A 25,105-nucleotide genomic window follows, 5' to 3' on the forward strand; every position below is an offset into this window, starting at 1 on the left:
TTCCTCATTCCTGGATGCACTCATTCCTGGATGAACTCGCGGAGCCGGGAGACGAACTTCTCCGGCTCCTCGACGAAGGGGACGTGGCCGCTGTCCGTGAAGAGCTCCAGCCGTGCGCCGGGCACCGCGTCCAGCAGCCACTTCCCCAACTCGGTGGGGAACACCTGGCTCCTGGAGCCGTGGACGAAGAGCGTGGGGAGCGTCAGGGCGCGCAGCCAAGGGCGCCAGTCCCGCCCCGCCACGTCCGTCCACAGGGCCAGCAGGGCGAGCGGCGAGGTGTGCGAGGACTCCGCCAGGAGCGGTCCCGTGACCTCGGGGCCGGGCTCGCTCCCGGCGGCGAAGCACGCCGAGACGAGGGCCTCGAGATACGCCCCGGGGTCGGTCCACTGCTGGTGTGCCGCGCCCAGGGCCCCGGCCGCGTCGAGGCCGCCGAACGCCGCGTGTTCCCAGCCCTCTTCCGCGAGGAGGCGCGGGGACATCTCGACGGACACCAGCTTGGCGACCCGGCCGGTGCCGTAGGTGTCGAGATAGGCGTAGGCGACGGCCGCGCCCAGCGACCAGCCGACGAGCACGACCTCGCGGAGGCCGAGCCGTTCGATCACCCGGTGCAGGTCCTCGGCGGCGCCCTCGAGGGCCCAGCCCGCCGGGGGTTCGGGCGCGGTGCCGTGGCCCCTCAGGTCGACCGTGACGACGTCGTGGTCGCCTTCGCCGCGCAGCCCGTTGACGACCGGCTCGAAGTACCGGGACGTCATGCCCAGGCCCGGGACGAGCACCACGGTGGGGCCCTTGCCCGTGTACCGGGTGCAGTGGACGGGGGTCAGCCACTGCTCGCGCAGCAGGGACTTGTGCGGTTTGCCGACGGCGGTGCGCGCGATGGACGAGACCGGGTGGACCTCGCCGGTCAGACCGTGCCGTTCCAGCACCCGGCGCACCGCGTGCGTCGCGGAGGCGTCGGCGGCTCCGGGCGCCGGCCGGACGATCACGGACACGGCGTTGCCGCGCGTGCCCGGGTCGGCGGCCAGGGTGACGGACTCGAGGACGGCGGGGTCCCGCTGGATCTCCTCGTCCAGCGCGGGGGCGAGCACCGGTCCGCCGGTGGCGTCCAGCAGTTCGTTCTCGCGGCCGAGGACGCGGTAGGTGTCCTCGGCGGTGCGCCGGGCGATGTCGCCGGTCCAGTACTCGCCGTCGCGGAACGTACGGGCGTGGGCCTCCGGGTTGTTGAGGTAGCCCTCGCTGGTGCAGCCGGAGCGCAGTACCAGCTCGCCGACGTCGGGGTCGCCGGGTGACAGCGGCACCAGGCGGGCCCCGACGCCGCCGACGAGGCGGACGTCGGCATCGGTCTGCACGGTGTCCGTCAGGTTCACCGCGGCCAGCCCGAATTCGGTCGAGCCGTACAACTGCCGGATGCGCAGGCCCAGTACCTCGTCGCAGTCGCGGATCACCTGGGGGCTCACGTAGGTGCCGCCGCACAGGGGCAGGCGCATCCGGCCGAGGTCGATGCCGCCGTTCTCGCGGGCCGTGCGCACCAGTTCCTCGTAGTGGCCGGGCAGGGCGCTCATCACGGTGGCGTCGCTCGCCGCGAGCTGCCGTGCCATGTCGGCGGGTTCGGCCCGGGAGTCGGCGAGCACGCATTGCGCCCCGGCGAGCAGCGCGGAGAACAGGTGCAGGTCGGTGGCGTGGGCGACGTCCAGGGGATGGCGGCAGAAGAAGACGTCGGTGTCGGTGATGCCGATGTGCCGGTTCCAGCGCAGCCGTTCGGTGACGAACGCGTCCTGCCGCCAGGCGATCATCTTCGGCAGGCCCGTCGAGCCCGAGCTCCACAGCATCCGGAACCGGCCGGTGGACGGCTCGTCCGTGCGCGGCGGCAGCGGGTCGCCGGCGGAGAGCTCGGACAGGGTGACGGTGCGCGTGCCGCCGGCGGGCAGGGGCGGCCGGCTGCCGTCGGTGACGACGAGGGAGGGCCGGGTGAGTTCCAGGGCGGCCGTGATGTCCTGCGGGCGGAACTCGCGGATCATCGGGACGTACGCGGCCCCGAGCCGTGCGGCGGCCAGGATCAGTGCCACGTAGCCGGTGCTGTTGTCCAGGGAGCAGGCCACGGTCCGCCCCGCCCGGACCCCGGCGCGGTGCAGTCCCGCGGTGGTCCGGTCGACGGCCGCCAGCAGCCCGCCGTAGGTCAGTTGGCCGCCCTGAGGGGTGCGGAGTGCCGGCGCATCGGGCCGGGTGCCGGCGATGTCGCGGAGTCTCTCGTACAACATGGGTGGTGGTTCCCTTTCCGGATGCCCCCGTGATGCCGATGCGCCGGTGGTACGCCGGGTGGGATCAGGCCGGGTTCCAGCCCGCGTACGTCGCGAACCGCCAGTCCTTGGCGAGGCAGTCGACGTGGGCGAAGCCCGCGTCGCGCAGCCAGCCGAGCTGGGTCTCGAGGTCGACGCAGATGTCGTGCTTCATGCGCTCGCGGCCCGCCGCCCACTCCTCCTCCGGCGTGCCGGAGGCGTGGACGTGACCCTCGTGCCGGCGGTCGTACATGGCCTCGAGGCCGGTGGCCGGGGCCAGCACCTGCTCGACGTTCACAAAAATTCCACCGGGCCGCAATGCCTTGCGAATTCGCTGGAAAAGGTCCTGCTTGTTCTCGTGCGTGAGGTGGTGGATGGAAAGCGCGGACACCACCGCGTCAAAGGGCTCCGCGGGCAGCGGATCCATGTGGTCGGCCACGCGGATGGCCACCTGGTCGTCCGCGGAAAAGCGTTGCCTGGCCTGGCCGAGCATCAATTCCGAGCGGTCCTGGAGGAGCAGTCCGGCCTGCGGCAGCCGGTGCCGCAGGGCGGCGCTGAGCAGGCCGGTCCCGGCGCCGAGGTCCAGGATGCGCGGCCGGTCGGGGACGCTCATGGCGACGACGTCGACGGCGCTGTCGTAGAGCAGGTCGAAGGAGGGGATGAGCTGTCGGCGCAGCGCGTCGTAGGTCTCCGGATTCCACAGGTCGGTCGCGGAGGCAGGGGGCTGGGACACGTCCAACACCTTTCATGGGGCATCGTCCCGAATTCCTTGTGGGCGGGCCTCAAATGGCTTCTTTATTCCGGGAGATGCGATTTGGTTCAGACCGCATGAGTCTATGAGGCGGCTCTCGAATAATCCAACAACTGTTCGCTATCGTCCGGATAAGGAGCGCTGTTCACCCGGCCCTCCAAGAGGGGGTACGTGTCCCACGAAACCGGTTTGATCCGGACGTTTCGCCGGACGGTCCCGTGATGCATCCGTGCGGGAGTAAGTGCCCGTGAACGGGAGCAAAATCAAAGTGATCTGCGAACGGGGGCGACAAGAACATGGACAAAGATGCCGATGTATCGCAACCTCGACATGAACCAACTCCGCACGCTCAGCACCATCGTGGAGACCGGCGGCTTCCGGCGGGCGGCCGCCGCCCTTTCCCTGACCCAGTCCGCGGTGAGCCAGCACATACGCCAGCTCGAGGTGATTCTCGACGGCCCGGTCTTCACCAGTACCCGCCGTCCGCTCAGGCTCAGCGCCGCGGGAGAGGAACTCCTCGGCTACGCCCGCCGGATCATCAATCTGAACGACGAGGCCCTTGCCCGGCTGACGATTCCGCAGGACGAGTTCCGGCTCGCGATCGGCGTCTCGGAGCAGTTGGGGGAGGCACTGCCCGAACTGCTCGGCGAACTCACCCGGTTGCTCCCACGGGTCCGGCCGACAGTACGCACCGGAATGAGTGAACCCATCGCCGCCCGCGTGGCCGACCAGGAAATCGACGTGGCGGTGGTCACCCGGCCGGTCCGCGAGGCCCGCGGCCGCTCCCTCGGCTCGGTGCGGCTGGCCTGGTTCGGCCCGGACGCCGGCTGCCCGTCCGTCCCCGCTTCGCTCCCCGTGGTGCTGTCCACCGAGCCGTGCACGATGCGTTCGCACGTCAGGGCCGCGCTGGACGCCTGCGGTGTGCCGTGGCACATCGCCTACGAGGGGCCGGACCTGGCCGGGATGCGGGCGGCCACCCGGGCCGGTCTCGGATTCGGCTGTTTCCTCGCCAACGGCGACGAACTATGGCAACTCCGGCCCGTTCCCCCGGGGATGCTGCCGCCCCCGCCCGGGCCGGTGCCGGTCTCCTTCGTCGCGGCCCCGGGCACCCCCGCCTTCGTGTCCGAGGCCGTCTTCCGTGCGGCCCGCAAGGCGCTGAGGCGCTTTCCCCTCGTCGATGTCCCGGCGGTGCCGGCCGTGAATTCGGCTGCAGCGTTATCGTCTACAGCACTGTCGTCGGAGAGGGGAACGGTGGCCGCAATGCATGGAATTCATCAAGAAGTCACGATCTGTGCGGCACGCCAGGGGCGGTAAAGACCGGGCCATTTCCCTCTGATGGTATTCATATGGGGCGACCGTCCGAACAGTCGCGCGACGGCGTACCCAGGGGGACAGGGGCAATGGCATGACCGACGACATAGTGCGCTTCGCCGTGCTCGGTCGGCTGCGGGTCTGGCGCGGCGGCACCGAGGTGGATCCGGGCTCCCGGCAGCAACGCACGCTGCTCACCCTGCTGTTGCTGCGGCAGGGCGAGCCCGTACCGGTCGGCACGCTGGTGGCCGCGGTGTGGGGCGAGGATCCCCCCGCGCGGGCGGTGGGCACGCTGCGCACCTATGTGTCGCGGCTGCGCAAACTCCTGGAACCCGGGCACGCCGCGGGACAGGCCCCGCGGATCCTGGTGTCGGTGTGCGACGGATACGCCGTGCGCCTGCCTCCGGACGCGCTCGACCTCGGGGAGTTCGAGAGCTACGTCACCGCCGCGGAACGCGCCCGGGCGGCGGACCGTCCGGCCGAGGCGCGCGACCTGCTGCGCTCGGCCCTCGCCCTGTGGGGCGAGGAGCCGCTGCGGGGGCTGGCCGGACCGGGCATCGAGGCCCAGCGGGCACAACTCGCCGAGCGGCGGCTCGCGGTGCTGGAGACCAGGCTCGCCCTCGACCTGGAACTGGGCGAGCACGCCGAGGCGACTGGCGAGCTCTCGGCGCTCGCGGAGCGGCACCCATTACGGGAGCGGCTGTGCGGTCTGCTGATGCAGGCCCTGGTACGCGGCCGCCGGCCGGACGAGGCCCTGGCGGCCTACGAGCGCACCCGCCGTGCCCTGGCCGCCGAGTTCGGCCTCGACCCGGGGCACGAACTGGCCGCGCTGGCCCGGGGCATCACGGCGGACGACACCCCCGCCGTGCTCCCCGCGCCTGCCCTCACGGTGTTGCGCGAGGACGGTTCCGCCTCCGCGCCCGCCCAGCTTCCCGGCGACATCGCCGACTTCACCGGCCGCGAGCGGACCGTACGGGACCTGTGCGGCCTGCTCGCCCGGGAGTGCGGCAGCGGTGCCGGCGTCGTGGCCGTGTCCGGCCTGGGCGGCGTGGGCAAGAGCGCGCTCGCCGTGCACGCGGCCCACCGGGTGCGGGACGGCTTCCGGCACGGCCAGCTCTACGCCGACCTGCGCAGCCCCTGCGGATGCCCCGTCGACCCCGCGACGGTGCTCGGCTCGTTCCTGCGCGCGCTGGGCGTGTCCGACGCTGACGTCCCCGACGGGCTCGACGACCGCGGCCGCCTCTTCCGGGCCCGGGTGGCCGGGCGGCGCATGATGGTCGTGCTGGACAACGCCGACGACGCCGGACAGGCCCGGCCCTTCCTCCCCGACACCTCCACGTGCTCCGTGCTGATCACCAGCGGCGCCAAGCTCGCCGGGCTGCCCGGCACCCGGTTCGTCCACCTCGACGTCATGCCCCCCGACGAGGCGCTCGCCCTGCTGGGACGGGTGATCGGCCCCGAGCGCGTGGCCGCCGAACCCGAGGCGTGCGCCCGGCTCGTCGAGGCCTGCGGCCATCTGCCGCTGGCCGTGCGCATCATGGCCATCCGCCTGGCCATCCGCCCCGCGTGGACCGCCGCGTCCCTCGTCGAACGGATGGCGGAGAGCGAGGACCGGCTGGCCGAACTGAGGGTGGCCGACCTGGCGGTGGAGAGCGTCTTCCGCCGCGAGTACGGCCGGCTGCCCGAACCCCTCCAGCGCGCCTTCCGCCTGCTGCCCCCGACCGGTCGGCCGGACGCCGACTTCCGGGCCGGTGACGCCGCCGCGGCCCTCGGCGGCCTGGCGCACGGCGCGGAGGAACTGTGCGAGTCGCTGGTCGACGCGAGCCTGCTCGAGTCCCCGGCACCCGGCCGGTACCGCTTCCACGGGCTCCTCGGCGAGTTCGCCCGCTCCTGCGCGGCAGCCGAGCCCCCGGCCCCGTACGCACAGGACTGTCCGCGCTGCCAGGGCGAACAGCGGACGCCCGTCCGCTGCCCGTCCTGCGCCGCCGTCACCGCTGCCTGACCCGAACGACCCCAGCACACCGGAGAGTTGACCTTGCCGTCCGACACCCCCGAACCGTCCTTCCGCGTCCTCGGCCCCCTCCAGGTCGTCGTCGGCGGAACCGAGACGGCCGTCCGGCCACCCCTGTGCGCGGCACTGCTCTGCGCCCTGCTGCTGCGCCAGGGGCGGCGCGGCTCCACCGCCTCCCTCGTCGAGGCGGTGTGGGGGGACGCCGCCCCGCCCCACGCGCTCGGCGCGCTGCGCACCCACGCGTCCCGGCTGCGCGGGCTGCTGGAACCCGGGCGCCCGCCCCGCGCCCCGTCCCGCGTCCTCGTCTCCCGTGACGACGGCTACGCCCTGCGGCTCGCCCCGGACGCCCTGGACCTCACGGTGTTCGAGCGGCTCACGGGCGCCGCGGAGCGCGCCCGCCGCGACGGGCGCCCGGAAGAGGCGCGGCGGCTGCTGGACTCGGCGCTCGGGCTGTGGCGCGGCGAGCCGCTGGCCGGCGTGCCCGGCCCGTACGCCGCCGCCCGGCGGACCGCGCTGGCCGGGCGGCGGCTGGCGGCGCAGGAGGACCGCTGGGAGACGGAGCTCGAACTGGGCGGCCACGCACGGGCGATCGGCCCGCTGCGGGCCCTCGCGGACGCGAACCCCCTGCGGGAGCGGACGCACGAACTGCTGATGGCCGCGCTGCACGCCGCGGGCCGCCAGGCCGAGGCCCTGGAGGTCCACGCCCGTATCGGCCGTGCCCTGCGGAGTGGCCCCGGCGTGACGCCCGGCCCCGGCCTGGAGCGCGCCCAGCGGCGCATCCTCGACGGAGGGACGCCCCCGCCCGGTCCGGGCGCCGCGGCCGCCTCGCTGCGACTGCCGCCCGGCACGGCCGACTTCACCGGCCGCGAGGAGGTCGCCGGCCGGCTGCGCGCGGCCCTCGACCACGGGCGGGTGGTGGCCGTCAGCGCGGTCAGCGGCATGGGCGGCGTGGGCAAGACGGCCCTCGCCGTGCATGTGGCGCACGGCATGAGCGAGCGGTTCCCGGACGGGCAGCTGTTCGTGGACCTGCGCGGCACCGACCCCGTGCCCGCCGAACCGGCCCGGGTGCTCGGCGACTTCCTGCGTGCCCTGGGCGTCGGCCCCGGCCATCTCCCGGCCCTGCCGGCCGACCGTGCGGCCCTGTACCGCTCGCTGATGGCGGACCGGCGCGTGTTCGTCGTCCTGGACAACGCCCGGGACCTCGCCCAGGTCCGCGACCTGCTGCCGGGCGGTCCCGGCTGCGGCGTCCTGGTCACCAGCCGCACCCGGCTGGCCGGGCTGCCCGGCGCCACCCTGGTCGACCTGCGCGAGCTGACCGAGCACGAGGCGATGACCCTGCTCGCACGGCTCATCGGCGAACGCCGGGTCCGGGCCGAGGAGGAGACCGCCCGGCAGTTGCTCGCCGACTGCGGCCGGCTGCCGCTGGCGATCCGGATCGTCGCGGCCCGCCTGGCGGCCCGGCCCGCGAGCCCCGTCGCCGAGACGGCGCGGGCGCTGGCCGACGAACGCCGGCGGCTGGCCGAGCTGTCCGGCGACACCGACGCCGTCGAGACGACCTTCCGGCTCGGCATCGACCTGCTCGACGCCGAACAGCTGCGAGCCTTCCGGCTGCTGGCCCTGCCCGACCTCCCGGAGGTCACGCTCGCCGGGGCGGCGGCCCTGCTGGAGAGGCCCCGGCGACAGGCCGAGGAGCTGTGCGAAGGACTGGTCGACCTGAGCCTGCTGGAGTCCGTCTCGCCCGGCCGCTACCGCTATCACGACCTGCTGCGGCTGTTCGCCCGCAAGACCGCCGCCGAGGAGATACCCGGCGAGGAGCGGGACGCCGCCCTCCTGCGGCTCCTCGAGACGTACCTGGCCCGCGGCCGCGACGCCTACCGGGTCGCCACGGCGGGCGACGTCTTCCCCACGGACGACGCGCACGACCCGGACGCGGAACCGCACTTCGCCACCCAGGAGGAGGCCGCCGGCTGGCTGCTCGACGAACAGTCCGCCCTGCTCGCCCTCGTCGAGCAGGGCGCGCGCCGGCCCCGCATCCCCCCGTCCGCCTGCGCCGGACTGCTGCTGGCCAGCGACCCGCTGGGCCGGTTCGGCTTCGCGTCGCACGGCATGGAGTCGGCGGCACGGGCCCTGCGCGAGGCGGCCGCCCGGTCCGGCGACCCGGTCACCGACGCGGTCGCGCACTACATGATGGGCGGCGCGTACGCCCTGCGCTTCGAACTCGCCACCGCCGTGGGGCACTTCCGCACCACGGTCGACATCTGCCGCCGCGAGGGACTGCGCACGCTCCTCGCGCTCTCGCTCAACGTCCTCGGCGGATCCTCCCTGGGCCTGCGCGACTTCGCGACCGCACACGAGACGCTGTCCGAGGCGCTGCCGCTCGCCGTCGAGGTCGGCAGCCCCAGCTGCGAGGCGTACACCCGCGGCTACCTCGGCTTCACGCTGCTGGTGCAGGGACGGCCGGACGCCGCCCTGGAGTCGGCCCGCGCCGCCGTCGCGCTCACCGAGGCCACCGGCGACCGCGCCGGATTCGCCAGCGCCCTGCGGGACCTGGGCCAGATCTGCCTGTGGACCGGGCGCCAGGACGAGGCGCTGGAATGCTTCGAGCGCAGCCTGGAGCTGTGGCGCGCGACCGGGTCCCTCTTCCGCGAGTCCCTGACGCTCGGCGTGCTCGCCGAGGCCCACAACATGATGGGGCAGCACGACCGGGCCGCCGCCTACGCGGAGGAGGCCCGGGAGGTCGCCACCCGGCACGGCGACGGCTACTTCCTCGGCCGCGCCCTCGCCCAGCTCGGCCACGCGAGCGCCGGGCGCGGACACCAGAGCCAGGCAGTCTTCTACTTCCGGCATGCGCACGCCCTGTTCGCCCGGCTCGGCATGCCCGAGGCCGAGGACATGGCCCGGCTGACGGGGTAGCCCGTCCCGCTGACCGGCGGCGCCCACCGATTCCCGACGGATCGGTGGGCGCCTTTTTGTCTGTTCCTGTTTGTCTGTTCCTGCGTGGTTATCGTCCGTTGATGGGGCGTTGATGCTTCGTTGACCGACCGCAGATTCGCTGATGTGACGCTCTCTTCCGGAACGAACGGAACGAACAGCCGATCTGCCGAGGTGCTCCACTTGGAACCCCAGACTCTCCTCTTCTCCATGTTCACACCGGAAGGACGGGAGAACCCCTTCCCCGCTCTCGAGGCGCTGCGCGAGATCGCTCCGGTCTACTACGACAAGGATCTCGACACCTACTTCCTGACGACCTACGCCGACTGCCAGGCCGTCCTCACCGACGCGAGCTTCCGCACCCCGGACCTGAGCTGGTGCGAGGACCACCTGCCGGACTGGCGCGAACACCCGGCGGCCGACTTCTTCTACGCGTCGATGCTGCGGGCGAACGGCACCGACCACCTCCGGCTGCGCCGGCTGGTCAGCAGTGGCTTCACCGCGCGCAAGGTGGCGGCGCTCGAGGCCGCCATCGAGAAGATCACCGACGGTCTGCTCGACGACCTCGCCGACGCCACGTCGGACGGCGGCACGGCCAACTTCCAGGACCTCGTGGGCTACCCGCTGCCCGTGGCCGTGGTCGGCGAGCTGATCGGCGTGCCGGAGGCGGACCGCATCCGGTTCCGCAAGCTCGGCAGCGACGCCAGCCGTCTGCTGGAGCCCGTGCGCACCCCGGAGGACTGGGAGCGGGCGGACCGGGCCGTCGTCGAACTCCGCGCGTACTTCGAGGAGTTGGCCGACCGGCGCAGCCGTGAGCCCGCCGAGGACCTGACCACCACGCTGCTGCGGGCCCACGAGGGCGACGAGCGGCTGACCCGGGGCGAGCTGATCGACACCCTGCTGCTGACCTTCGTGGCGGGCTTCGAGACCACCACCGGCCTGCTGGGTCTGACCGCCCACGCCCTGCTGCGCCACCCCGACCAGCTGGCCCTGGTCGCCGCGGACGACGCCCTCGCGCCGGGAGCCGTCGAGGAGTCGCTGCGCTGGGACACGCCGGTCCAGATGACCGAGCGCATCGCCGGCCAGGAGACGGAGATCGGCGGCATCCTCGTCCCGGCGGGCGCCAACGTCACCACCGTGCTGGCCGCCGCCAACCGCGACCCCGCGCAGCACCCCGACCCGCACCGCTTCGACGTACGGCGCACCGGCACCAAGGTGCTCAGCTTCAGCGCCGGCCCGCACTACTGCCTGGGCGCCGCCCTGGCCCGCATGGAGGGAGCGGTGGCCGTACGCCGGCTGCTCACCCGCTTCCCCGGCCTGGAGCTCGCGGGGGACCCGGTGCGCCGGGAGTCCTTCAGCCTCCGGGTCTACGAGGACCTGCCCGTCACCATCAGCCCGATCAACGCGAAGGCCCGTTCATGAGTTTCCTCGACACCGACCGCGAAGTCCTCGACCGGCTGCTGCCCGGCCTCGACGCCGCGCTGGCCCGCCACCCGCTGGCCGAGCTGGAACGGCCCGGCAGCCCGGCGATCGCCCTGTTCCGCGAGGCCGGAGGCGCGGGGCTGCTGGTGCCCGGACAGAACACCGGCATCGGCGCGAGCCCCCTCGAGGCCGTCCGGCTGCAGCGGGCCGTCGGCGCCCGCTGCCCCTCCCTGGCCGTGGCCACCACCATGCACCACTTCTCCGTGGCCAGCCTCGTCGAGACCGCCAAGCACGGGGCCGGCTTCGAGTGGATGCTGCTGGAGGCCATCGTCGGCGACCGCATGCTGCTGGCGTCCGGCTTCGCCGAGGGCCGCACCGGGCAGTCCATCCTCCGCCCGGCCATCACCGCCGAGCGCCGCGGCGACGTCGTCGTCCTCAACGGCAGCAAGAAGCCCTGCAGCCTGGCCCATTCCATGGACCTGCTCACCGCCTCCGTGGTGATGACCGACGACAACGGCACCGAGCGCCTCGCCGTGGCCATCGTCCCGGCCAGCGCCGACGGCGTCTCCGTACGGCCGTTCTGGCGCAGCTCCGTGCTGGCCGGCGCCGAGAGCGAGGAGGTCGTCCTCACCGACGTCGAGCTGGACCCGCAGATGGTCGTGCTCACCGACGTCACCGCCGACTCCGTGCTGGACTCGCTGCACGTCGCGGGCTTCCTCTGGTTCGAACTGCTCATGTCCGCCGGCTACCTGGGCACCGCCGGCGCCCTGGTCGAGCGCGTGCTGCGGCACGGCGGGGGATCGGCCGCCGACCGGGCCGGCCTGGTCACGGACCTGGACGCGGCGATGCTGTCCGTCGAGGCCGTGGCCCGTGCGATGGAGGACGAGCACTGGGACGAGAAGCTGCTGGTCTCCGCCCTCACGGCACGCTACGCCGCGCAGGACGCGATCGCCCGCACGACCCAGGCCGGGCTCGCCGCCCTCGGCGGGATGTCCTTCATCGGCTCCGACGAGGGCACGTACCTCGCCTCGGCTGCCGCCGGGCTCAACTTCCACCCGCCGTCCCGGGGCCGGATGGCCGAGGCGCTGTGCGCGGCCCTGGACGGCGAGCCGCTGCGCGTCGGGTGATGTGATGACCTACACCGTCGAGGTGCTCCCCGGCGTCGACGCCGTCCCGGCCGACGTGTGGGACGAACTCGCCCCGCCCGACGACCCGATGTGGTCACGGGAGGTGTTCGCGGCGATGGAGCGCGGCTCCATCGGCCCCGACTCCTACGCGTACGCCGTGGTGCGCGAGGACGGCCGTACCGTCGCGGTCCTGCCGCTGAGCGCCTTCCGCGGCCTGCGGCTGGACCGGATCGTCGGGCCGAGCGAACGCCGTCTGCTGGAGCCGGTGGGCAAGGTGTTCCCCAAACTGCTGCGCGTACCCATGCTGTTCTGCGGCAACTTCCTCGGCCAGGGGCACGTGCTGTGCCGGGGACCGCTCCCGGCCCCGGTCGCCGAGCTGCTGGTGAGCGCCGTCCTCGACCACGCCCGGCGCCACCGGCTCGGCACGGTCGTCTTCAAGGACTTCGCGCCCGGCGAGATGGCGGCCCTGCGCCCGGCACTGGAGGGGAAGGGCTTCTTCCCCGTGCCGAGCATGCCCGACACCGAACTCCCGCTCGGACACGCCACGTTCGAGGACTACCTCGCCACGCTCCCGGGCAAGGCGCGCCGCAACGCCCGCAGCAAGCTGCGCAAGTTCCGGGCGCGGGAGGACCTGCGGATCGAGGTGCTGGAGGAGTTCGCGGACCACGTGCCCGCCATGCTCGCCCTGTACCACCAGGTGATGGAGCGCGCCGACCAGACGCTGGACGTCCTCGACGAGGGCTTCCTGCGCGCGCTCCAGGAACCCGGCGGCCCGGACCAGCGGCTGGTGGCCTGCTTCGAGGGCGAGAAGCTCGTCGCCTTCCTGCACGTCCTCTTCCGCGGCGAGGGCGCGATCGGCGCACGGATCGGACTGGATTACCGGCTGGCCCACGAGGCCCGGCTGTACCACAACGTCCATTACGCCGCCATCGAGCTGGCCATCGCCCGCAAGTGCCGGCACATCAGATTCGCGCAGACCGCCTACGAGCCCAAGCGCGAACTGGGCTGTGAGCTGGTCGAGCAGTCCTACGCCATCACCCACGTCCGCGCCCTGCCGCGGGCCGTGCTGCGCCGAACGCTGCCGCGGGCCCTGAAGGCCGCGCTGGCCGAGACGCTGGCGCCCCGGTCCTGACGTACCGGGACCTGAACCAACACCCCACAGATACAAGGAGATCCCCATGCCTCGAGTCGAGGTCGAACTGCACATCGCCGCCCCGCCCGCCGAGAGCTGGCAGGCCGTCGTCGACGTGGAGAGCTACTCCGACTGCATGGACAGCGTGCAGTCCGTCCGGATCACGGAGCAGACAGGCCCGGACGAGCGCACCACCGCCTGGTCCGTCCACCTGAAGGGCTCGGTGCTCGAGTGGGTCGAGGCCGAGCGGCTCGACCACGAGGCCCGCCGCTTCGACTTCCACCAGCTCAGCGGGGATCTCGCCCACTTCGTCGGCCACTGGGCCGTCCGCCCCGCCGACGACGGCGGCAGCCTGGTGTCGCTGGACGTCGAGTTCGACATCGGCATCCCGCTGCTCGCCGAGATGCTCAACCCCGTCGCCTCCACCGCGCTGCGCGAGAACGCCCAGCAGATGCTCTCCGCCCTCGAGCGCCGCCTGACCGGCGCCCGGTGACACACGTTTACTGAAACCCAGGAGATCACGCATGCAGACCCAACTGACCGCGTCCGGCGAGGTGTTCGAACGGCTGCGCCGGCACCAGTCGCCCAAGCTCGCCCTCACCGGCAAGTTCGCCGGCAAGGGAGCCGTGGAGGCGGCCGCCGAGGGCTCGCGGGTGACCCTGTCCGACGGCCGCTCGGTCCTCGACTTCGGCTCGTACGCCGTCGCCCTGCTCGGCCACCGGCACCCCGGCGTGGTCGACGCCGTCCGGCGGCAGCTCGAGGTGATGCCCACCTCCACCCGCAGCCTGGCCAACCCGGTGATGGCCGAGGCCGCCGCACAGCTCGCCGCCTACCTCGGCGGCGCCCTGCCGAAGGTCTACTTCGGCCTGAACGGGGCCGACGCGGTCGAGGTCTCCGTCAAGCTCGCCCGGCTCGCCTCGGGCCGCGACCGGGTGCTCGCGGTACAGGGCGGCTACCACGGCAAGTCGCTGGGCGCGCTGGCGCTCACGCACAACCCGATGTTCCGGACCGGGCTGCGCGGTGCCGCGGTGGACGTCGTGCACATCGACCCCGAGGACCCGGACGCGGTCCGCAGGGAAACCGAGCGCGGCGCGGTGGCGGCGCTCGTCTTCGAGCCCGTCCAGGGCGAGAACGGCGCGGTGCCGCTGCACCTCGACATCCTGCACCGGTGGGCACAGGACGCCCGCAAGCACGGCGCGTTCGTGATCGCCGACGAGATCCAGTGCGGACTGCGGCGCTGCGGCGAGCGCTCGGTCGCCCTCGCCGAGGGGCTCCCCGTCGACGCCGTGCTCGTCGGCAAGCCGCTCGGCGGCGGCGTCGTGCCGCTGTCCGCCGTGGTCTGCTCGGAGGAGCTCTACCAGCCGCTCGCCGCCGACCCGTTCCTGCACTCGGCCACCTTCGGCGGGCACCCGCTCAGCTGCGCCGCGCTCCCGGCGGCCCTGGCCGCCGTGGAGGAACTCGCCGACCACGGCCGGGTGCTGTCGGCCGGCCTGGAGGCCGGGCTGCGCTCGCTGCAGGCGCGTCACCCGCAGGTGATGAGCACCTTCCGCGGCCGGGGCCTGCTGTGGGGCATCGACTTCACCTCACCGCAGGCAGCCGGCGAGGTGGTGGTCGGGCTGGCGAACGCGGGCCTCCTCGTCTCGCCGTGCCTGAGCCGCCCGACGACCGTACGGCTCCTGCCCCCGCTGACCACGACGGCCGCCGAACTCGACCAGGCCCTGGACATCCTCGACTCCGCGCTCGCCGGCGCCGGCCGCGCCGTCGCCGCAGGCTGATCAACCCCCGCACAGGAGAACCGACATGACCGAAACCACCACCGAAACCACCGATACCGATCTGGCGGCCACCGTCCGCGCCACCATCGCCGAGGTCCTCGGCACCACGCCCGACGCCATCGAGGACAGCACCCATCTGCAGAACGACCACGGCATCGACAGCCTGGAGCTGATGGCCATCGGCGCCCAGCTCGAGCGCGAACTGGGCCTGCGGATCGAGACCGAGGACCTGGTGACGGCCGAGAACGTCGGGCACGCCATCGCCCTCCTCACCGCCCGGAAGGCAGCCCAGCAGTGAGCCGCACCGAGCGCCCCCGCGTCGTCGTCACCGGCATAGGCGTCAAGTCCCCGGCGGGCCACACCCTCGACGAGGTCGTCACCACCATCATGGCGGCCAAGTCCACCGCGACCCTCGTGGACGAACTCGTCGAACAGGACGCGCCGGTGCGCTTCGGCTGCCTCGTGCCGCCCTTCGATGTGAGCCCGTACATCACGCGCCGCGAGCTCCGGCAGATCGACCGCCCGACCGAACTGGCGCTGTGCGCCGCCGTCGACGCCGTCGAGGAAGCCGGCCTGTCCGGACTGCTGCCGCAGGACCGCGTAGGCGTCCATCTCGGCACCGGCATCGGCGGGCTGCCCACGATGGACGCCACCACCCGCAACCACGGCGCCGACCCGATGGCCATGCCGGTGCACACGGTGCCCAGGACGATGTCCAACTCGGCCGCCGCCCGCATCGCCATGCGCTACGGGTTCCAGGGCTCCTGCACCACCTACGCCACCGCCTGCGCGAGCGGCACCACCGCTCTCGGCGAGGCCGCCCGCAAGATCCAGTACGGCGAGCTGGACGCCGCCGTCGCGGGCGGGTTCGACGCCGCCGTCACCACCATGCTGCTCAGCGGCTTCGCCCGGATGCGGGCACTGTCCGACCGCAACGACGACCCGGAGCACGCCGGGCGCCCGTTCGACGCGGAGCGCAACGGCTTCGTCATGGGCGAGGGCGCCGCCGTCCTGGTCCTCGAACGGTACGAGAACGCGCTCGCCCGCGGCGCGCGGATCTACGGCGAGATCGCGGGCTACGCGACCAACGCGGACGCGTTCCACATCGTCGCGCCCCAGCCGGACGGTGCCGCGGCCGCCGCGTGCATGGCCGGTGCCGTCGCCGACGCGGGGCTGCTCCTCTCCGACATCGGCCACATCAACGCCCACGGCACCTCGACCCAGTTGAACGACAGCGCCGAGGCCACCGCCATCCACCGCTGCTTCGGCGGCCAGGCACCCCCGGTGACCGCCAACAAGGGCGTGACCGGCCATCTCATCGGCGGCTCGGGCGCGTTGGAGGCCGCCGTCTCCCTGATCTGCGCCGCGCGCGGAACGGTGCCGCCGGTGGCCAACCTGACGGTGCCGTCGGAGGCCGACCGCGTCGACGTGGTCGCCGGCACCCCGCGGACGATCGAGCCGGGACGGCCCGTGCTCTCCAACTCCTTCGGTTTCGGCGGACAGAACGCCTGCCTCGTCCTCGCGCCCGTGCAGTGACGCCCGAGGCCCCTCCCACACCAGGAACAACACCCATGCGCATACTCATCACCGGAGCGACCGGTGTCGTCGGCACCGAGGTCGCCGGCCGGCTGAACACCGCCCCCGCCGCCCCGCACGTCGTCCGCACCGCCCGCCGGGACGCCCAGGTCCCGCTCACCCGCTGGGACATCGGCCGCGAACCGGCCCCGGCGGAACTCGCCGGCCCCTGGGACGCCATCGTCCACACGGCCGCCTCCACCCGCTGGACCCTGAGCCGCGACGAGGCCACCGACGCCAACGTCCGTACCCTGCGGGCCGTCCTGGCCCTGGCCGGGCCCGAGACCCACTTCGTCCACGTCTCCACCGCCTACGTCGGCGGGGTGCGCAACCCCGAGGACCTCAGGGGCGAGGAGTTCGAGGGCTACCGCAACGGCTACGAGTGGTCCAAGGCCGTCTGCGAGGACATCGTCACCACTGAGCACCCCGGCCCGGTGACCGTGATCCGGCCGCCCCTGGTCATGGGCCGCCGCGCCGACGGCCACATCTCCCGCTTCTCCGGCCCGTACACCCTCTTCCCGGCCCTGGTCTCCGGGCTGGCCGCGGTCGTCGTCGGCGACCCGGACGGCTACGCCGAGATCAGCCCGGTCGACGAGGTCGCCGACGCGATCGCCGAGGCCGCCCTGGGCCCCGCACCCGCCGCGCCGCGCACCGAGATCGTCACCGCGGGCGGGGCGAGCCTGCGCCTCAGCACGCTCATCGACATCACCTGCGACACCATCAACACCTTCCGGGCCGAGCACGGCGTCGAACCCATCGCCCGGCCGCCGATGGTCTCCACGGACAGCTGGAACAGGTTCTTCCTGCCGCTCGCCCAGCAGTGGCTCTCCCCGGTGCAGCAGCAGGCCGTCAACCTGCTCGCCATGTTCCAGAGCTACACCAGCATGTCCGAGCCCTTCGAACCCACCCGCCCCGTCCGCGACCCGGGCGAGGTGATGGCCGCGTCCGTACGGCACTGGGCACACAGCAAGCAGCGCCAGGCCCTGGCCACGCCCAACCCGTGGACCCTGGTCGCAGCACGCTGACCTTCCCTGCTTCCGACTTCCGAGAGGACGTACCGACCGTGCGAGCGCTCGTGATCGCCGGCAGTCCCAACCCCCGATCCTCAACCGCCGCGCTGGCCGCGGTCGTCGCCGGCACCCTGGGCGAACGCGGCGCCGTCGTGCACACCGTGGACCTGGCCCTCGAGGCGTACGGAACCGACGCGTTCCGCCGCGCCGTCGAGGAAGCCGACGCGGTCGTGCTCGCCAGCCCCGTCCACCACGCCGGCTACTCCGGCCTGCTCAAAACCGCACTGGACCGGCTGCCCGGCGGCTCGTTCGACGACAAGGCCGTCGGACTGCTGGCCCACGGCAGCGGCCCGCGCACCGGCAACGTGGTCTGCGAACAGCTGCGCACGGTCGCCAAGGCGCTCGGCGGCTGGGTGGTGCCCACACAGGTCGCGGGCTGCCCGGACGACTTCGTCCCCGGACCGGACGGCACCCGGTCCGCGGACCTGCGACTCCTCGACCGCTGCCACACACTGGCGGGCGAACTCCACCGCTGCGCCACGATGCTGGCCCCGGGGCGGATCAGGTGTGCTCCATTGCCAAGATGACGGACGTGCCCGCCTCGAGCGCCCGGAAGACATGCGGTACATCGCCGGGATAAGCGATGTAGTCGCCCGGGCCCAGCTCGACGGGCGCCTCGGCCGGGCCGATGAGCACCCGCCCGCTGCTCACGACGGCATGCTCGGTCGTGCCCGGCATGTGGGGCTCGGAATCCCGCGGCAGCCCCGGCTCCATGTGCAGGAGGTAGAGGTCCCGCCGCGCGTTCGGCGGGCACGAGGAGAGCAGGGTGGCCGTGTGGCCGTCGCGCTCCGACGGCACCGTGACGCCCTCGCCGCGGCGCAGCACGGCGACCCGGGGGCGGGGCGGGTCGACCAGCCTGCTGAACGGCACGTCCAGGGCGACACCCAGCGCCCAGAGCGTCTCCACGCTCGGGTTGCCGGTGCCGGACTCGAGCTGGGACAGCGTGGACTTCGCGATGCCGGCGCGCCGGGCCAGCTCGGTCAGCGACAGTCCCACGCGTCCGCGCTCCCGGCGGATCGATGCCGCGATGAGGTCCAGCGGAGGGCGGGCGGAACGTTCCGCCCGCCCTCGTTCGTTTTGTCGGTCCATTCGTTCTCCTTGACGAACGCTCGCTATCGCGTTCACTATATCGCCCATGCGTTCGTTCTGGAGAACACTGGACCGCGCGCTGTGGCGGGACATCGCCGCGGTGGGCCTGGCCATCGGCGTCGTCGGGGTCTCCTTCGGCGCGATCGCCGCATCCGCCGGACAGCCCGCCTGGGTGCCTCTGGTCATGTCCGCGACGCTGTTCGCGGGCGGAGCGCAGTTCGCGGCGCTCGACATCGCCCTGAGCGGGGGAGGCACGGTCGCCGTCGTGGCCGCGGGCCTCGTCCTCAACGCGCGGTTCCTCGTCTTCGGGCTCACCATCGCCGACGTCCTGGCCATGCGCTGGCCGCGGCGCCTGGCGGGCAGTCACCTCCTGGTGGACCAGGCGGTGGCGTTCGCCCGGGCGCAGCGTGATCCGCGCCGCCGCCGCGCGGCCTATCTCGCCTGCGGCGCCGTGCTGTTCGTGACGTGGAACCTCGGCACGCTGCTGGGCGTACTGGCCGGACGCGCGGTCGGCGACCCCCGGGCACTGGGCCTGGACGCGGCCGAGCCCATGGTGCTGCTGGCACTGGTGCTGCCCGCCCTGCGCGAGCGGTCCGCCCGCCGGGTCGCGCTCCTCGGCACCGCGGTGGCCCTGGCCGCGGCACCGTTCCTGCCACCCGGACTGCCCGTGCTGTGCGGCCTGGCGGGCCTGTTCGCGGCAGCACGCCCGGGCGCGGACGTGAAGGAGGTGGACCCCCGCATGACGCACATGACGAAGGAGGAGGACTCCGCATGACCCTGTCCGCGATCCTGCTCCTGGCCGCCGGCACGTACGGACTGCGGCTGTGCGGGCCCTGGCTGCACCACCGGTTCGATCTGCCGGACCGGGTGCGGTCGTTGATCTCCCTGTCCGCGGTCGTGCTGTTGTGCGCGATGGCCGCCACCTCGGCGTTCACCGACGGGCACGGCTTCGCCGGCTGGTCCCGCCCGGCGGGCGTCCTGGCGGGCGGCGTCCTCGCGCTGCGCCGGGCGTCGTTCCTGGTGGCGGTGGTGGCGGCCGCCGCGGTCACGGCGGGGCTGCGGCTACTGGGAGTGCCGTGAATCGTCCAGGACGGACACAGCGCGTGTCATTGGGCCGAACGGCGGCGTCCACCTCACTAAAATCGCGGGATGTACATAACGAGCACGTTCCCCGGAGGGGTGATCCGGTGAACAGGTCCGAGGCCACCGACGAGCAGTGGGAGGGGCTGGCCGAGGTGGTCCCCTTGCGCGGCTACCACACATGGCCGTCCTGGTCGACGCACCGGGCTCTGCCCGAGGCGGAACCGGAGACGGCGTCACATCAGCGGAGGCTCGTGGTCCTCCGCGTACAGGTCTTCGCGGACGCGCGCGAAGTGGCGGAGCATCTGATGGCCGGCACGCCCGTGCTGCTGGATCTCACGAGCGCCGACACGGATGTCGCCAAGCGCATCCTCGACTTCTCCAGCGGTGTCGTCTTCGGGCTGGGCAGCGGGATGCACCGCGTCGACACCAACGTCTTCCTGCTCGCCCCCGAGGGCACGGAGGTGGCCGCGGGGTACCCCGATCGTAGGAAGACCGATCAGATGAAACGATTTGGCTGACGGGCCTGCCCCTACGGTCCGGGCATGGACACCAGCAGCCGTGCCCGACCGGCCGTCGCCCCGGTCGTCACGACCGGGCCCCAGCGCCCCGTCGTGACCGAACTGCGGTTGTCCGCCTTCAAGTCGCACCGCAACGCGACCTACCGGCTCGGCCCGCTGACCTTCTTCCGCGGCCCCAGCGGCAGCGGCAAGTCCAGCGTGCTGCAGGCGTACGAGGCCCTCGCGCGGCTGGCCGGCGGCAGCACTCTCGCCGAGGCGCTCGCCCCGGTCGCGGGCGGCGGGGCCGCGTGCGTACCGCATGGGGCGCCGCCGGACGCCCAGGGGCGGCGCGGGTTCCGGATCGGCTGCACCGTCGAGGGGCCCGCGGGCGCGGTCCGCCTGGACCTGGCCGTGCAGGCCGAGCCCGAACTGCGGGTCGTCGGCGAGCGGTTGACGGGCGCGGGACGGACGCTGCTGTCCACCGCGCTGCGCGACCCGGGGGTGCCGAGGGTCGAGGCCGCCTGGCACACGGCCGGTGCGGTGCCCGTCACTCGCGCCCCGCTGCCCGACGACCGGCTCGGCACCGCGCTGCTGCCGCTGCGGGTGGCGGGCACGACCGCCGGGCAGCGACTGGTCCTCGACGCCGCCGAACAGGTCGTCCTCGCGCTGCGCTCGGTCTTCCCGTGCGACCCGCGGCCCGAGCTGATGCGCGTGCCCGCCGCCGCGCGGGACGGGCATCTGCGCAGCGCGTGCGACAACGTCGCCGCGGTGCTGGGGCGCACCCGCAGCGAGTGCGCCATCCGGCACGCGGTCCTGGTGAGGGCGGCGGGAGCGGGGTGCCGGGGCCGGGTCGAGGGGCTGACGGTGCAGCGGCTCGGGGGCGGCTACGTACGGGCGGTGCTCGCGCGGCGCGCGGGCGCGGCCACTCCGCTGGAGCGGCTGGGGGACGGGGAGCTGCGGTATCTGGCGCTGTGCCTGGTCCTGTTGACGGGGCCGGGCGTGCTGGCCGTGGAGCCCGCCGCCGAGGTGCTGTCGGCGCGACAGGTGCTGACCGTGCTCGCGGACGGCCTCGACCGGTGCCTGGATCCGCGCCAGGCACGGGAGTTGCTGGGGTTGGCGGGGCGCATGTGCGAGCGGGGGCACATCCGGCTCGTGGGGACGGTGGGGGAGGATACGGCCCAGGCGGCGGCCGAGGTGCCGGGGGCTTCGGTGGTAGACCTGGGGTCTTGACTGCTCCTCCGGCTGGAGCCGGAATTCCGGCTTCGGTGGTTCCGGGAGGATTCACGGCTCAGGCTGCCATCTGAGCCGGCGGCTCGGGTGGTCTTACGCCCTCGGCACCGTCCGGGTACAGACCAGCCCGGACCAGCATCACGCGGGCGGAGTTCTTGTCCCTGGGGGACACGGCTCCGCACGCGGTGCAGGTATACGTTCGTTCTGAGAGAGGTAGTGCGTGCTTGGTTCTCGCTCCGCACGAGGCGCAGTCCATGGTGGTGTGCGCGGGGTGCACGAGACGCACGTCTCGCGCGTGTTTGCGGCCCATCTCGACCAGAGCCGCTTTGGTGGCCGCGATGGCGGCGTCGGCGGCCTTGCGGGCCATGGTGGTCTTGGCGAGGAACTTCGGCCGGAAGTCCTCCACGGCAACGGCGTCATGGTCGCGCATCACTGCCTTCGCCCACTTGCGCGCGGTGTCCTGTCGCTGCCGGGCCACCTTCTTGTGTGCCTTCGCCGCCTGTGCCCTGGCTTTGCGGTAGCCCCGTGTCTGGGGCTTGCCTTTCGGGGCGCGGCGCCGGGCCATCTGCCGCTGGTAGTGCGCGAGACGCTTCGCGGCCTTCTCCCCGTGCCCGGCATGCGGAAGATCGTGCGCATCGGATGTGGTGGTTGCCGTCTCGCGTACGCCCCAGTCCACACCGATCACGCGCCCGGTTGCGGGCAGGGCTTCGACCTGGGCCGGTACGACAAAGGACGCGTACCAGTGGCCGAGACTGTCCTGGTATACGCGCACGCTCGACGGTTCGGCGGGCAGCTCACGCGACCACACCACCGTCAGCTCAATCCCGCCCGCAAGGTGCAGGCGCCCGTCTTTCAGGCGGAAGCCGCGCCGGGTGTAGTTCAAGCTCGGGCGGCTGTCGCGCTTGCGCTTGAAGTGGGGCATCCCGGCCCGACGGCGCACCGCACGCCCGCCCTTGATGTCCTTCAGTGCTTTCGCCCGCGACGCGGCGAAGTCGCGAATGACCTGCTGCTGCGGTACCGAAGCGCCTTCCGTGAGCCACGGCGTCACCCTGCGGGCCTCGGTCAGCACCCTGTCGAGCCAGGCAGGGCCGCACGTCAGCTTCTCACCGGTGGTCTTGGCCTGGGCGTGGATCTGCCGGGACTTGGCGACACACTCGTTCCACACCCACCGACAGCGTGCCCACTCCATTTCCAGAGCAGTGCGGGCGCCGCTCGAGAGGCGAAGCCGGTAGGCGTACCGGGCGTGTCCCGGGCCCTCCTTCTTCACTTCCCCCGCCATGAACGCCAACCTACCAGGGACGTCGGACAGTTGAGTCCGGCAGGCCTGTGCTGCGCCTCTCGCCTGCGGGGCCGGTGGAAGCCGAATCGCCCTGGTGGCGATTCGGCTTCTCCTACCCTGCTCCGCAGGAGTTCGATTCCTCCCCGGCATGAAGGCCGGGGCATCCTCGGAGGAACCCGGTGAACGAGATTCCCGCAGAGCCCGCAGACCTCGCTTCGCTGCAGCGGCGGCTGGCCGACTTCGCGGCGGCACGCGACTGGCAGCCCTACCACACGCCCAAGAACCTGGCCGCGGCGCTCAGCGTCGAGGCGTCCGAACTGGTGGAGATCTTCCAGTGGTTGACGCCGGAGGAGTCGGCGCGGGTGATGGCGGACGAAGCGACGGCGGGCCGGGTCGAGGACGAGGTCGCGGACGTGCTGGCGTATCTGCTCCAGTTCTGCGAGGTGCTCGGGATCGACGTGCTGGCGGCGCTGTCGGCCAAGATCGACCGGAACGAACGGCGGTTTCCGGCATCGGACAAGCGGGTCGCGGAGGGTCAGGAGCGCGGTCATCGTCACTCTCCGGAGTGATTGAGTTGTCCACAGCGTATTTGGTATCCACAGATTTCTGAATTCCCCTGGCTTTTCCGGCGGTTAGTCATCACTCTGGGTAGTGAGATCGGGGCAGACGGAAAACAGGGGGACCGGGCATGGACGCAGTGCGGCTGATCGAGGCCACTCGCACCGCCCTGGCGCGGGCCAGGGCGGTGCAGGAGATCGTCACCGAGGCGTGGCAGACGCAGGCGCTGGCACAGGCGGTCGGCGGGCACCTCGCGGTGCACGGGCCCTTCGAGGCCCGTGCCGCGGCGTGCGGCCTGAGCGAGGCGGGAGGCAGGGCCTCCGGCGCGCTGCGCCGGTTCGCGCCGGGCGCCGGAGGGTTACGGGCGGATCGGCTCTCCGAGGTGCGCGATCCGTGGGAGGCGCTGACGTCCCTCGGAGCGCTCCTCGGAGAGGTGGGCATCGCCCTGGTGGGCGTCGCCGGCACCTGTGAGGAGGACGGGCTGTACTGGCAGTGCATCGAGGCCATCGACGCCGCCGACGAGACCACCGACCGGGTGAGCGGACTGCTCAGACGGCTCGCCCTGCGCGAAAGAGGAGGTGCCGCATGAAGCGCTGCTGGTCAGCCGGTGGTGCCTCCGTGGTCGGGCGAGGGCCGCTCGGCCGAGGACTGAAGGTCCGCGTCGAGCTGGGTCAGATCGGCGTTCAGTGCTGCCATCAGCTCTTCCATCTGCTGCAACAGGCCCTTGGGTGCGCCCTGTTGCTGGGAAGCGGCTTGCTGGGAAGCGGCCTGGGTGGGCACCGCCTCGTCGGGCACGGCTTCCTGGGTCATCGTGGCCTCCTCGGCCCTGGCCCTCCCGCTGCGGAAGGGCGGTGTCGCGGTCGTCGCCTCCGGCAGAGGACACCGGTGCGCGGGCCGGGCGGTCCGGCTCCGCCGAGGCCAACGATCACCGGGCGTGCCGGACACTGGCCGGTACCGCGACGGCCGAGGGGGCTCGGGGATTTTCACCCGACAGGGGTGGGCGGAGTGGTGCGGGGGGTGAGCGGTTGACGTGTGTTCGAGAGTGCAGGATGGGGGCATGGATCTGCGTGTATTCACCGAGCCCCAGCAAGGGGCGGACTACGACACCCTGCTGACGGTCGCCAAGGCCACCGAGGACCTGGGCTACGACGCCTTCTTCCGCTCCGACCACTACCTGGCCATGGGCTCCTCCGACGGCCTGCCCGGCCCGACCGACGCCTGGATCACCCTGGCCGGGCTCGCCCGGGAGACCCGGCGCATCCGGCTCGGCACGCTGATGACCGCCGGCACGTTCCGGCTGCCGGGCGTGCTGGCCATCCAGGTGGCCCAGGTCGACCAGATGTCGGGCGGCCGGGTCGAACTGGGCCTGGGAGCCGGGTGGTTCGAGGCGGAGCACACGGCGTACGGCATCCCCTTCCCGAAGGAGAAGCTGGGCCGGCTCGAGGAGCAGCTCGCGATCGTCACGGGCCTGTGGGAGACCAGGACCGGCGAGACGTTCGACTTCGACGGCACGTACTACCAGCTCGCCGGTTCGCCTGCGCTGCCCAAGCCCGCCCAGGCCAAGGTGCCGGTGCTGATCGGAGGGCTCGGGGCGAAGCGCACCCCCGCGCTCGCCGCACGGTACGCCGACGAGTTCAACGTCCCCTTCGCCTCCCTCGAGGACACCGAGCGGCAGTTCGGCCGGGTGCGGGCGGCGGCGCAGGCGGCCGGCCGCGCGGCGGACGACCTGGTGTACTCCAACGCCCTGGTCGTGTGCGTCGGCAAGGACGACGCCGAGGTGGCCCGCCGGGCCGCGGCCATCGGCCGCGAGGTCGACGAGCTCAAGGAGAACGGCCTCGCCGGATCCCCGGCCGAGGTCGTCGACAAGATCGGGCGGTACGCGGCGACCGGTTCGTCGAGGATCTACCTCCAGGTCCTGGACCTGAAGGACCTCGACCACCTGGAGCTGATCGCATCGCAGGTGAAGTCCCAGCTGGACTGAGCCCGGACCG

The 25,105-nt window shown here is 72.9% G+C and carries 24 protein-coding genes; 19 read left to right on the forward strand and 5 right to left on the reverse strand.

Features of this window, described 5'->3' with window-relative positions:
* Positions 1-20: 20 nt before the first annotated feature.
* Positions 21-2,255, reverse strand: coding sequence for an alpha/beta fold hydrolase (locus ACV530_RS06175; protein WP_494331226.1), 2,235 nt, complete (start codon positions 2,253-2,255; stop codon positions 21-23).
* Positions 2,256-2,319: 64 nt separating this feature from the next.
* A complete protein-coding gene (locus tag ACV530_RS06180) occupies positions 2,320-3,006 on the reverse strand; it encodes a class I SAM-dependent methyltransferase (protein ID WP_494331227.1) in 687 nt (228 codons plus the stop codon).
* A 330-nt stretch (positions 3,007-3,336) separates the two neighbouring features.
* Between ACV530_RS06180 and ACV530_RS06185 the strand changes: the two genes are divergently transcribed.
* The 12 genes from ACV530_RS06185 to ACV530_RS06240 all read left to right on the forward strand — a co-directional run bounded on the left by ACV530_RS06185 (position 3,337) and on the right by ACV530_RS06240 (position 17,905).
* Complete coding sequence (locus tag ACV530_RS06185) at positions 3,337-4,338, forward strand: LysR family transcriptional regulator (protein WP_494331228.1); 1,002 nt, start codon at positions 3,337-3,339, stop codon at positions 4,336-4,338.
* A gap of 91 nt (positions 4,339-4,429) precedes the next feature.
* Positions 4,430-6,337: an AfsR/SARP family transcriptional regulator gene (locus ACV530_RS06190; protein ID WP_494331229.1), complete on the forward strand. Its 1,908-nt coding sequence runs from the start codon at positions 4,430-4,432 to the stop codon at positions 6,335-6,337.
* Positions 6,338-6,364: 27 nt separating this feature from the next.
* A complete protein-coding gene (locus ACV530_RS06195; protein ID WP_494331230.1) occupies positions 6,365-9,259 on the forward strand; it encodes an AfsR/SARP family transcriptional regulator in 2,895 nt (964 codons plus the stop codon).
* A gap of 201 nt (positions 9,260-9,460) precedes the next feature.
* Positions 9,461-10,699, forward strand: coding sequence for a cytochrome P450 (locus tag ACV530_RS06200; RefSeq protein ID WP_494331231.1), 1,239 nt, complete (start codon positions 9,461-9,463; stop codon positions 10,697-10,699).
* A complete protein-coding gene (locus ACV530_RS06205; protein WP_494331232.1) occupies positions 10,696-11,826 on the forward strand; it encodes an acyl-CoA dehydrogenase family protein in 1,131 nt (376 codons plus the stop codon). Before ACV530_RS06200 ends, ACV530_RS06205 begins: the two co-directional genes overlap by 4 nt.
* A gap of 4 nt (positions 11,827-11,830) precedes the next feature.
* Positions 11,831-12,958, forward strand: a complete 1,128-nt coding sequence (locus ACV530_RS06210) for a GNAT family N-acetyltransferase (protein ID WP_494331233.1) — start codon at positions 11,831-11,833, stop codon at positions 12,956-12,958.
* 46 nt (positions 12,959-13,004) lie between these two features.
* Positions 13,005-13,451 carry a type II toxin-antitoxin system RatA family toxin gene (locus ACV530_RS06215; RefSeq protein WP_494331234.1) on the forward strand — a complete coding sequence of 149 codons (447 nt, stop codon included), beginning with the start codon at positions 13,005-13,007 and terminating at the stop codon, positions 13,449-13,451.
* A 31-nt stretch (positions 13,452-13,482) separates the two neighbouring features.
* Positions 13,483-14,733 (forward strand): class-III pyridoxal-phosphate-dependent aminotransferase, encoded by a 1,251-nt coding sequence (locus tag ACV530_RS06220; RefSeq protein WP_494331235.1) that lies wholly within the window; start codon positions 13,483-13,485, stop codon positions 14,731-14,733.
* Between the two features lie 25 nt (positions 14,734-14,758).
* Complete coding sequence (locus ACV530_RS06225; protein ID WP_494331236.1) at positions 14,759-15,031, forward strand: acyl carrier protein; 273 nt, start codon at positions 14,759-14,761, stop codon at positions 15,029-15,031.
* On the forward strand, positions 15,028-16,269 hold the full coding sequence (locus ACV530_RS06230; protein WP_494331237.1) for a beta-ketoacyl-[acyl-carrier-protein] synthase family protein: 1,242 nt from the start codon (positions 15,028-15,030) through the stop codon (positions 16,267-16,269). Before ACV530_RS06225 ends, ACV530_RS06230 begins: the two co-directional genes overlap by 4 nt.
* Before the next feature lie 35 nt (positions 16,270-16,304).
* Positions 16,305-17,333 (forward strand): SDR family oxidoreductase, encoded by a 1,029-nt coding sequence (locus ACV530_RS06235; RefSeq protein ID WP_494331238.1) that lies wholly within the window; start codon positions 16,305-16,307, stop codon positions 17,331-17,333.
* Positions 17,334-17,371: 38 nt separating this feature from the next.
* Complete coding sequence (locus ACV530_RS06240; RefSeq protein WP_494331239.1) at positions 17,372-17,905, forward strand: NADPH-dependent FMN reductase; 534 nt, start codon at positions 17,372-17,374, stop codon at positions 17,903-17,905.
* Here ACV530_RS06240 and ACV530_RS06245 read toward each other — a convergent pair.
* Positions 17,880-18,467, reverse strand: a complete 588-nt coding sequence (locus tag ACV530_RS06245) for a helix-turn-helix domain-containing protein (RefSeq protein WP_494331240.1) — start codon at positions 18,465-18,467, stop codon at positions 17,880-17,882. The two genes, ACV530_RS06240 and ACV530_RS06245, sit on opposite strands and share 26 nt — an antisense overlap.
* 46 nt (positions 18,468-18,513) lie before the next feature.
* On the opposite strand from ACV530_RS06245, the gene ACV530_RS06250 reads away from it, so the two are divergent.
* From ACV530_RS06250 to ACV530_RS06265, 4 genes are all read left to right on the forward strand, one after another.
* Positions 18,514-19,242, forward strand: coding sequence for an AzlC family ABC transporter permease (locus ACV530_RS06250; RefSeq protein WP_494331241.1), 729 nt, complete (start codon positions 18,514-18,516; stop codon positions 19,240-19,242).
* Positions 19,239-19,547, forward strand: coding sequence for an AzlD domain-containing protein (locus tag ACV530_RS06255; RefSeq protein ID WP_494331242.1), 309 nt, complete (start codon positions 19,239-19,241; stop codon positions 19,545-19,547). The genes ACV530_RS06250 and ACV530_RS06255 overlap by 4 nt, the downstream gene beginning before the upstream one ends.
* A gap of 107 nt (positions 19,548-19,654) precedes the next feature.
* Entirely contained in the window at positions 19,655-20,068 is a 414-nt protein-coding gene (locus ACV530_RS06260) for a cell division protein SepF (protein WP_494331243.1), read from the forward strand.
* A gap of 24 nt (positions 20,069-20,092) precedes the next feature.
* A complete protein-coding gene (locus ACV530_RS06265) occupies positions 20,093-21,277 on the forward strand; it encodes an AAA family ATPase (RefSeq protein WP_494331244.1) in 1,185 nt (394 codons plus the stop codon).
* Positions 21,278-21,335: 58 nt separating this feature from the next.
* Here the strand turns inward: ACV530_RS06265 and ACV530_RS06270 are convergent, their stop codons facing one another.
* Complete coding sequence (locus ACV530_RS06270; RefSeq protein WP_494331245.1) at positions 21,336-22,556, reverse strand: RNA-guided endonuclease InsQ/TnpB family protein; 1,221 nt, start codon at positions 22,554-22,556, stop codon at positions 21,336-21,338.
* A gap of 188 nt (positions 22,557-22,744) precedes the next feature.
* On the opposite strand from ACV530_RS06270, the gene ACV530_RS06275 reads away from it, so the two are divergent.
* A complete protein-coding gene (locus tag ACV530_RS06275; RefSeq protein WP_494331481.1) occupies positions 22,745-23,125 on the forward strand; it encodes a nucleotide pyrophosphohydrolase in 381 nt (126 codons plus the stop codon).
* A gap of 119 nt (positions 23,126-23,244) precedes the next feature.
* Positions 23,245-23,703, forward strand: a complete 459-nt coding sequence (locus ACV530_RS06280) for a DUF6099 family protein (RefSeq protein WP_494331246.1) — start codon at positions 23,245-23,247, stop codon at positions 23,701-23,703.
* Positions 23,704-23,714: 11 nt separating this feature from the next.
* Here the strand turns inward: ACV530_RS06280 and ACV530_RS06285 are convergent, their stop codons facing one another.
* The gene (locus tag ACV530_RS06285) at positions 23,715-23,924 is read right to left on the reverse strand and encodes a hypothetical protein (protein WP_494331247.1); all 210 of its coding nucleotides are present in this window, start codon (positions 23,922-23,924) and stop codon (positions 23,715-23,717) included.
* Positions 23,925-24,171: 247 nt separating this feature from the next.
* Here ACV530_RS06285 and ACV530_RS06290 point away from each other — a divergent pair, with 247 nt between their 5' ends.
* Positions 24,172-25,095, forward strand: a complete 924-nt coding sequence (locus ACV530_RS06290) for an LLM class F420-dependent oxidoreductase (RefSeq protein ID WP_494331248.1) — start codon at positions 24,172-24,174, stop codon at positions 25,093-25,095.
* The last annotated feature ends 10 nt before the right edge of the window (positions 25,096-25,105 follow it).

The sequence above is a fragment of the Streptomyces sp. SX-6 genome (genome assembly GCF_059089585.1).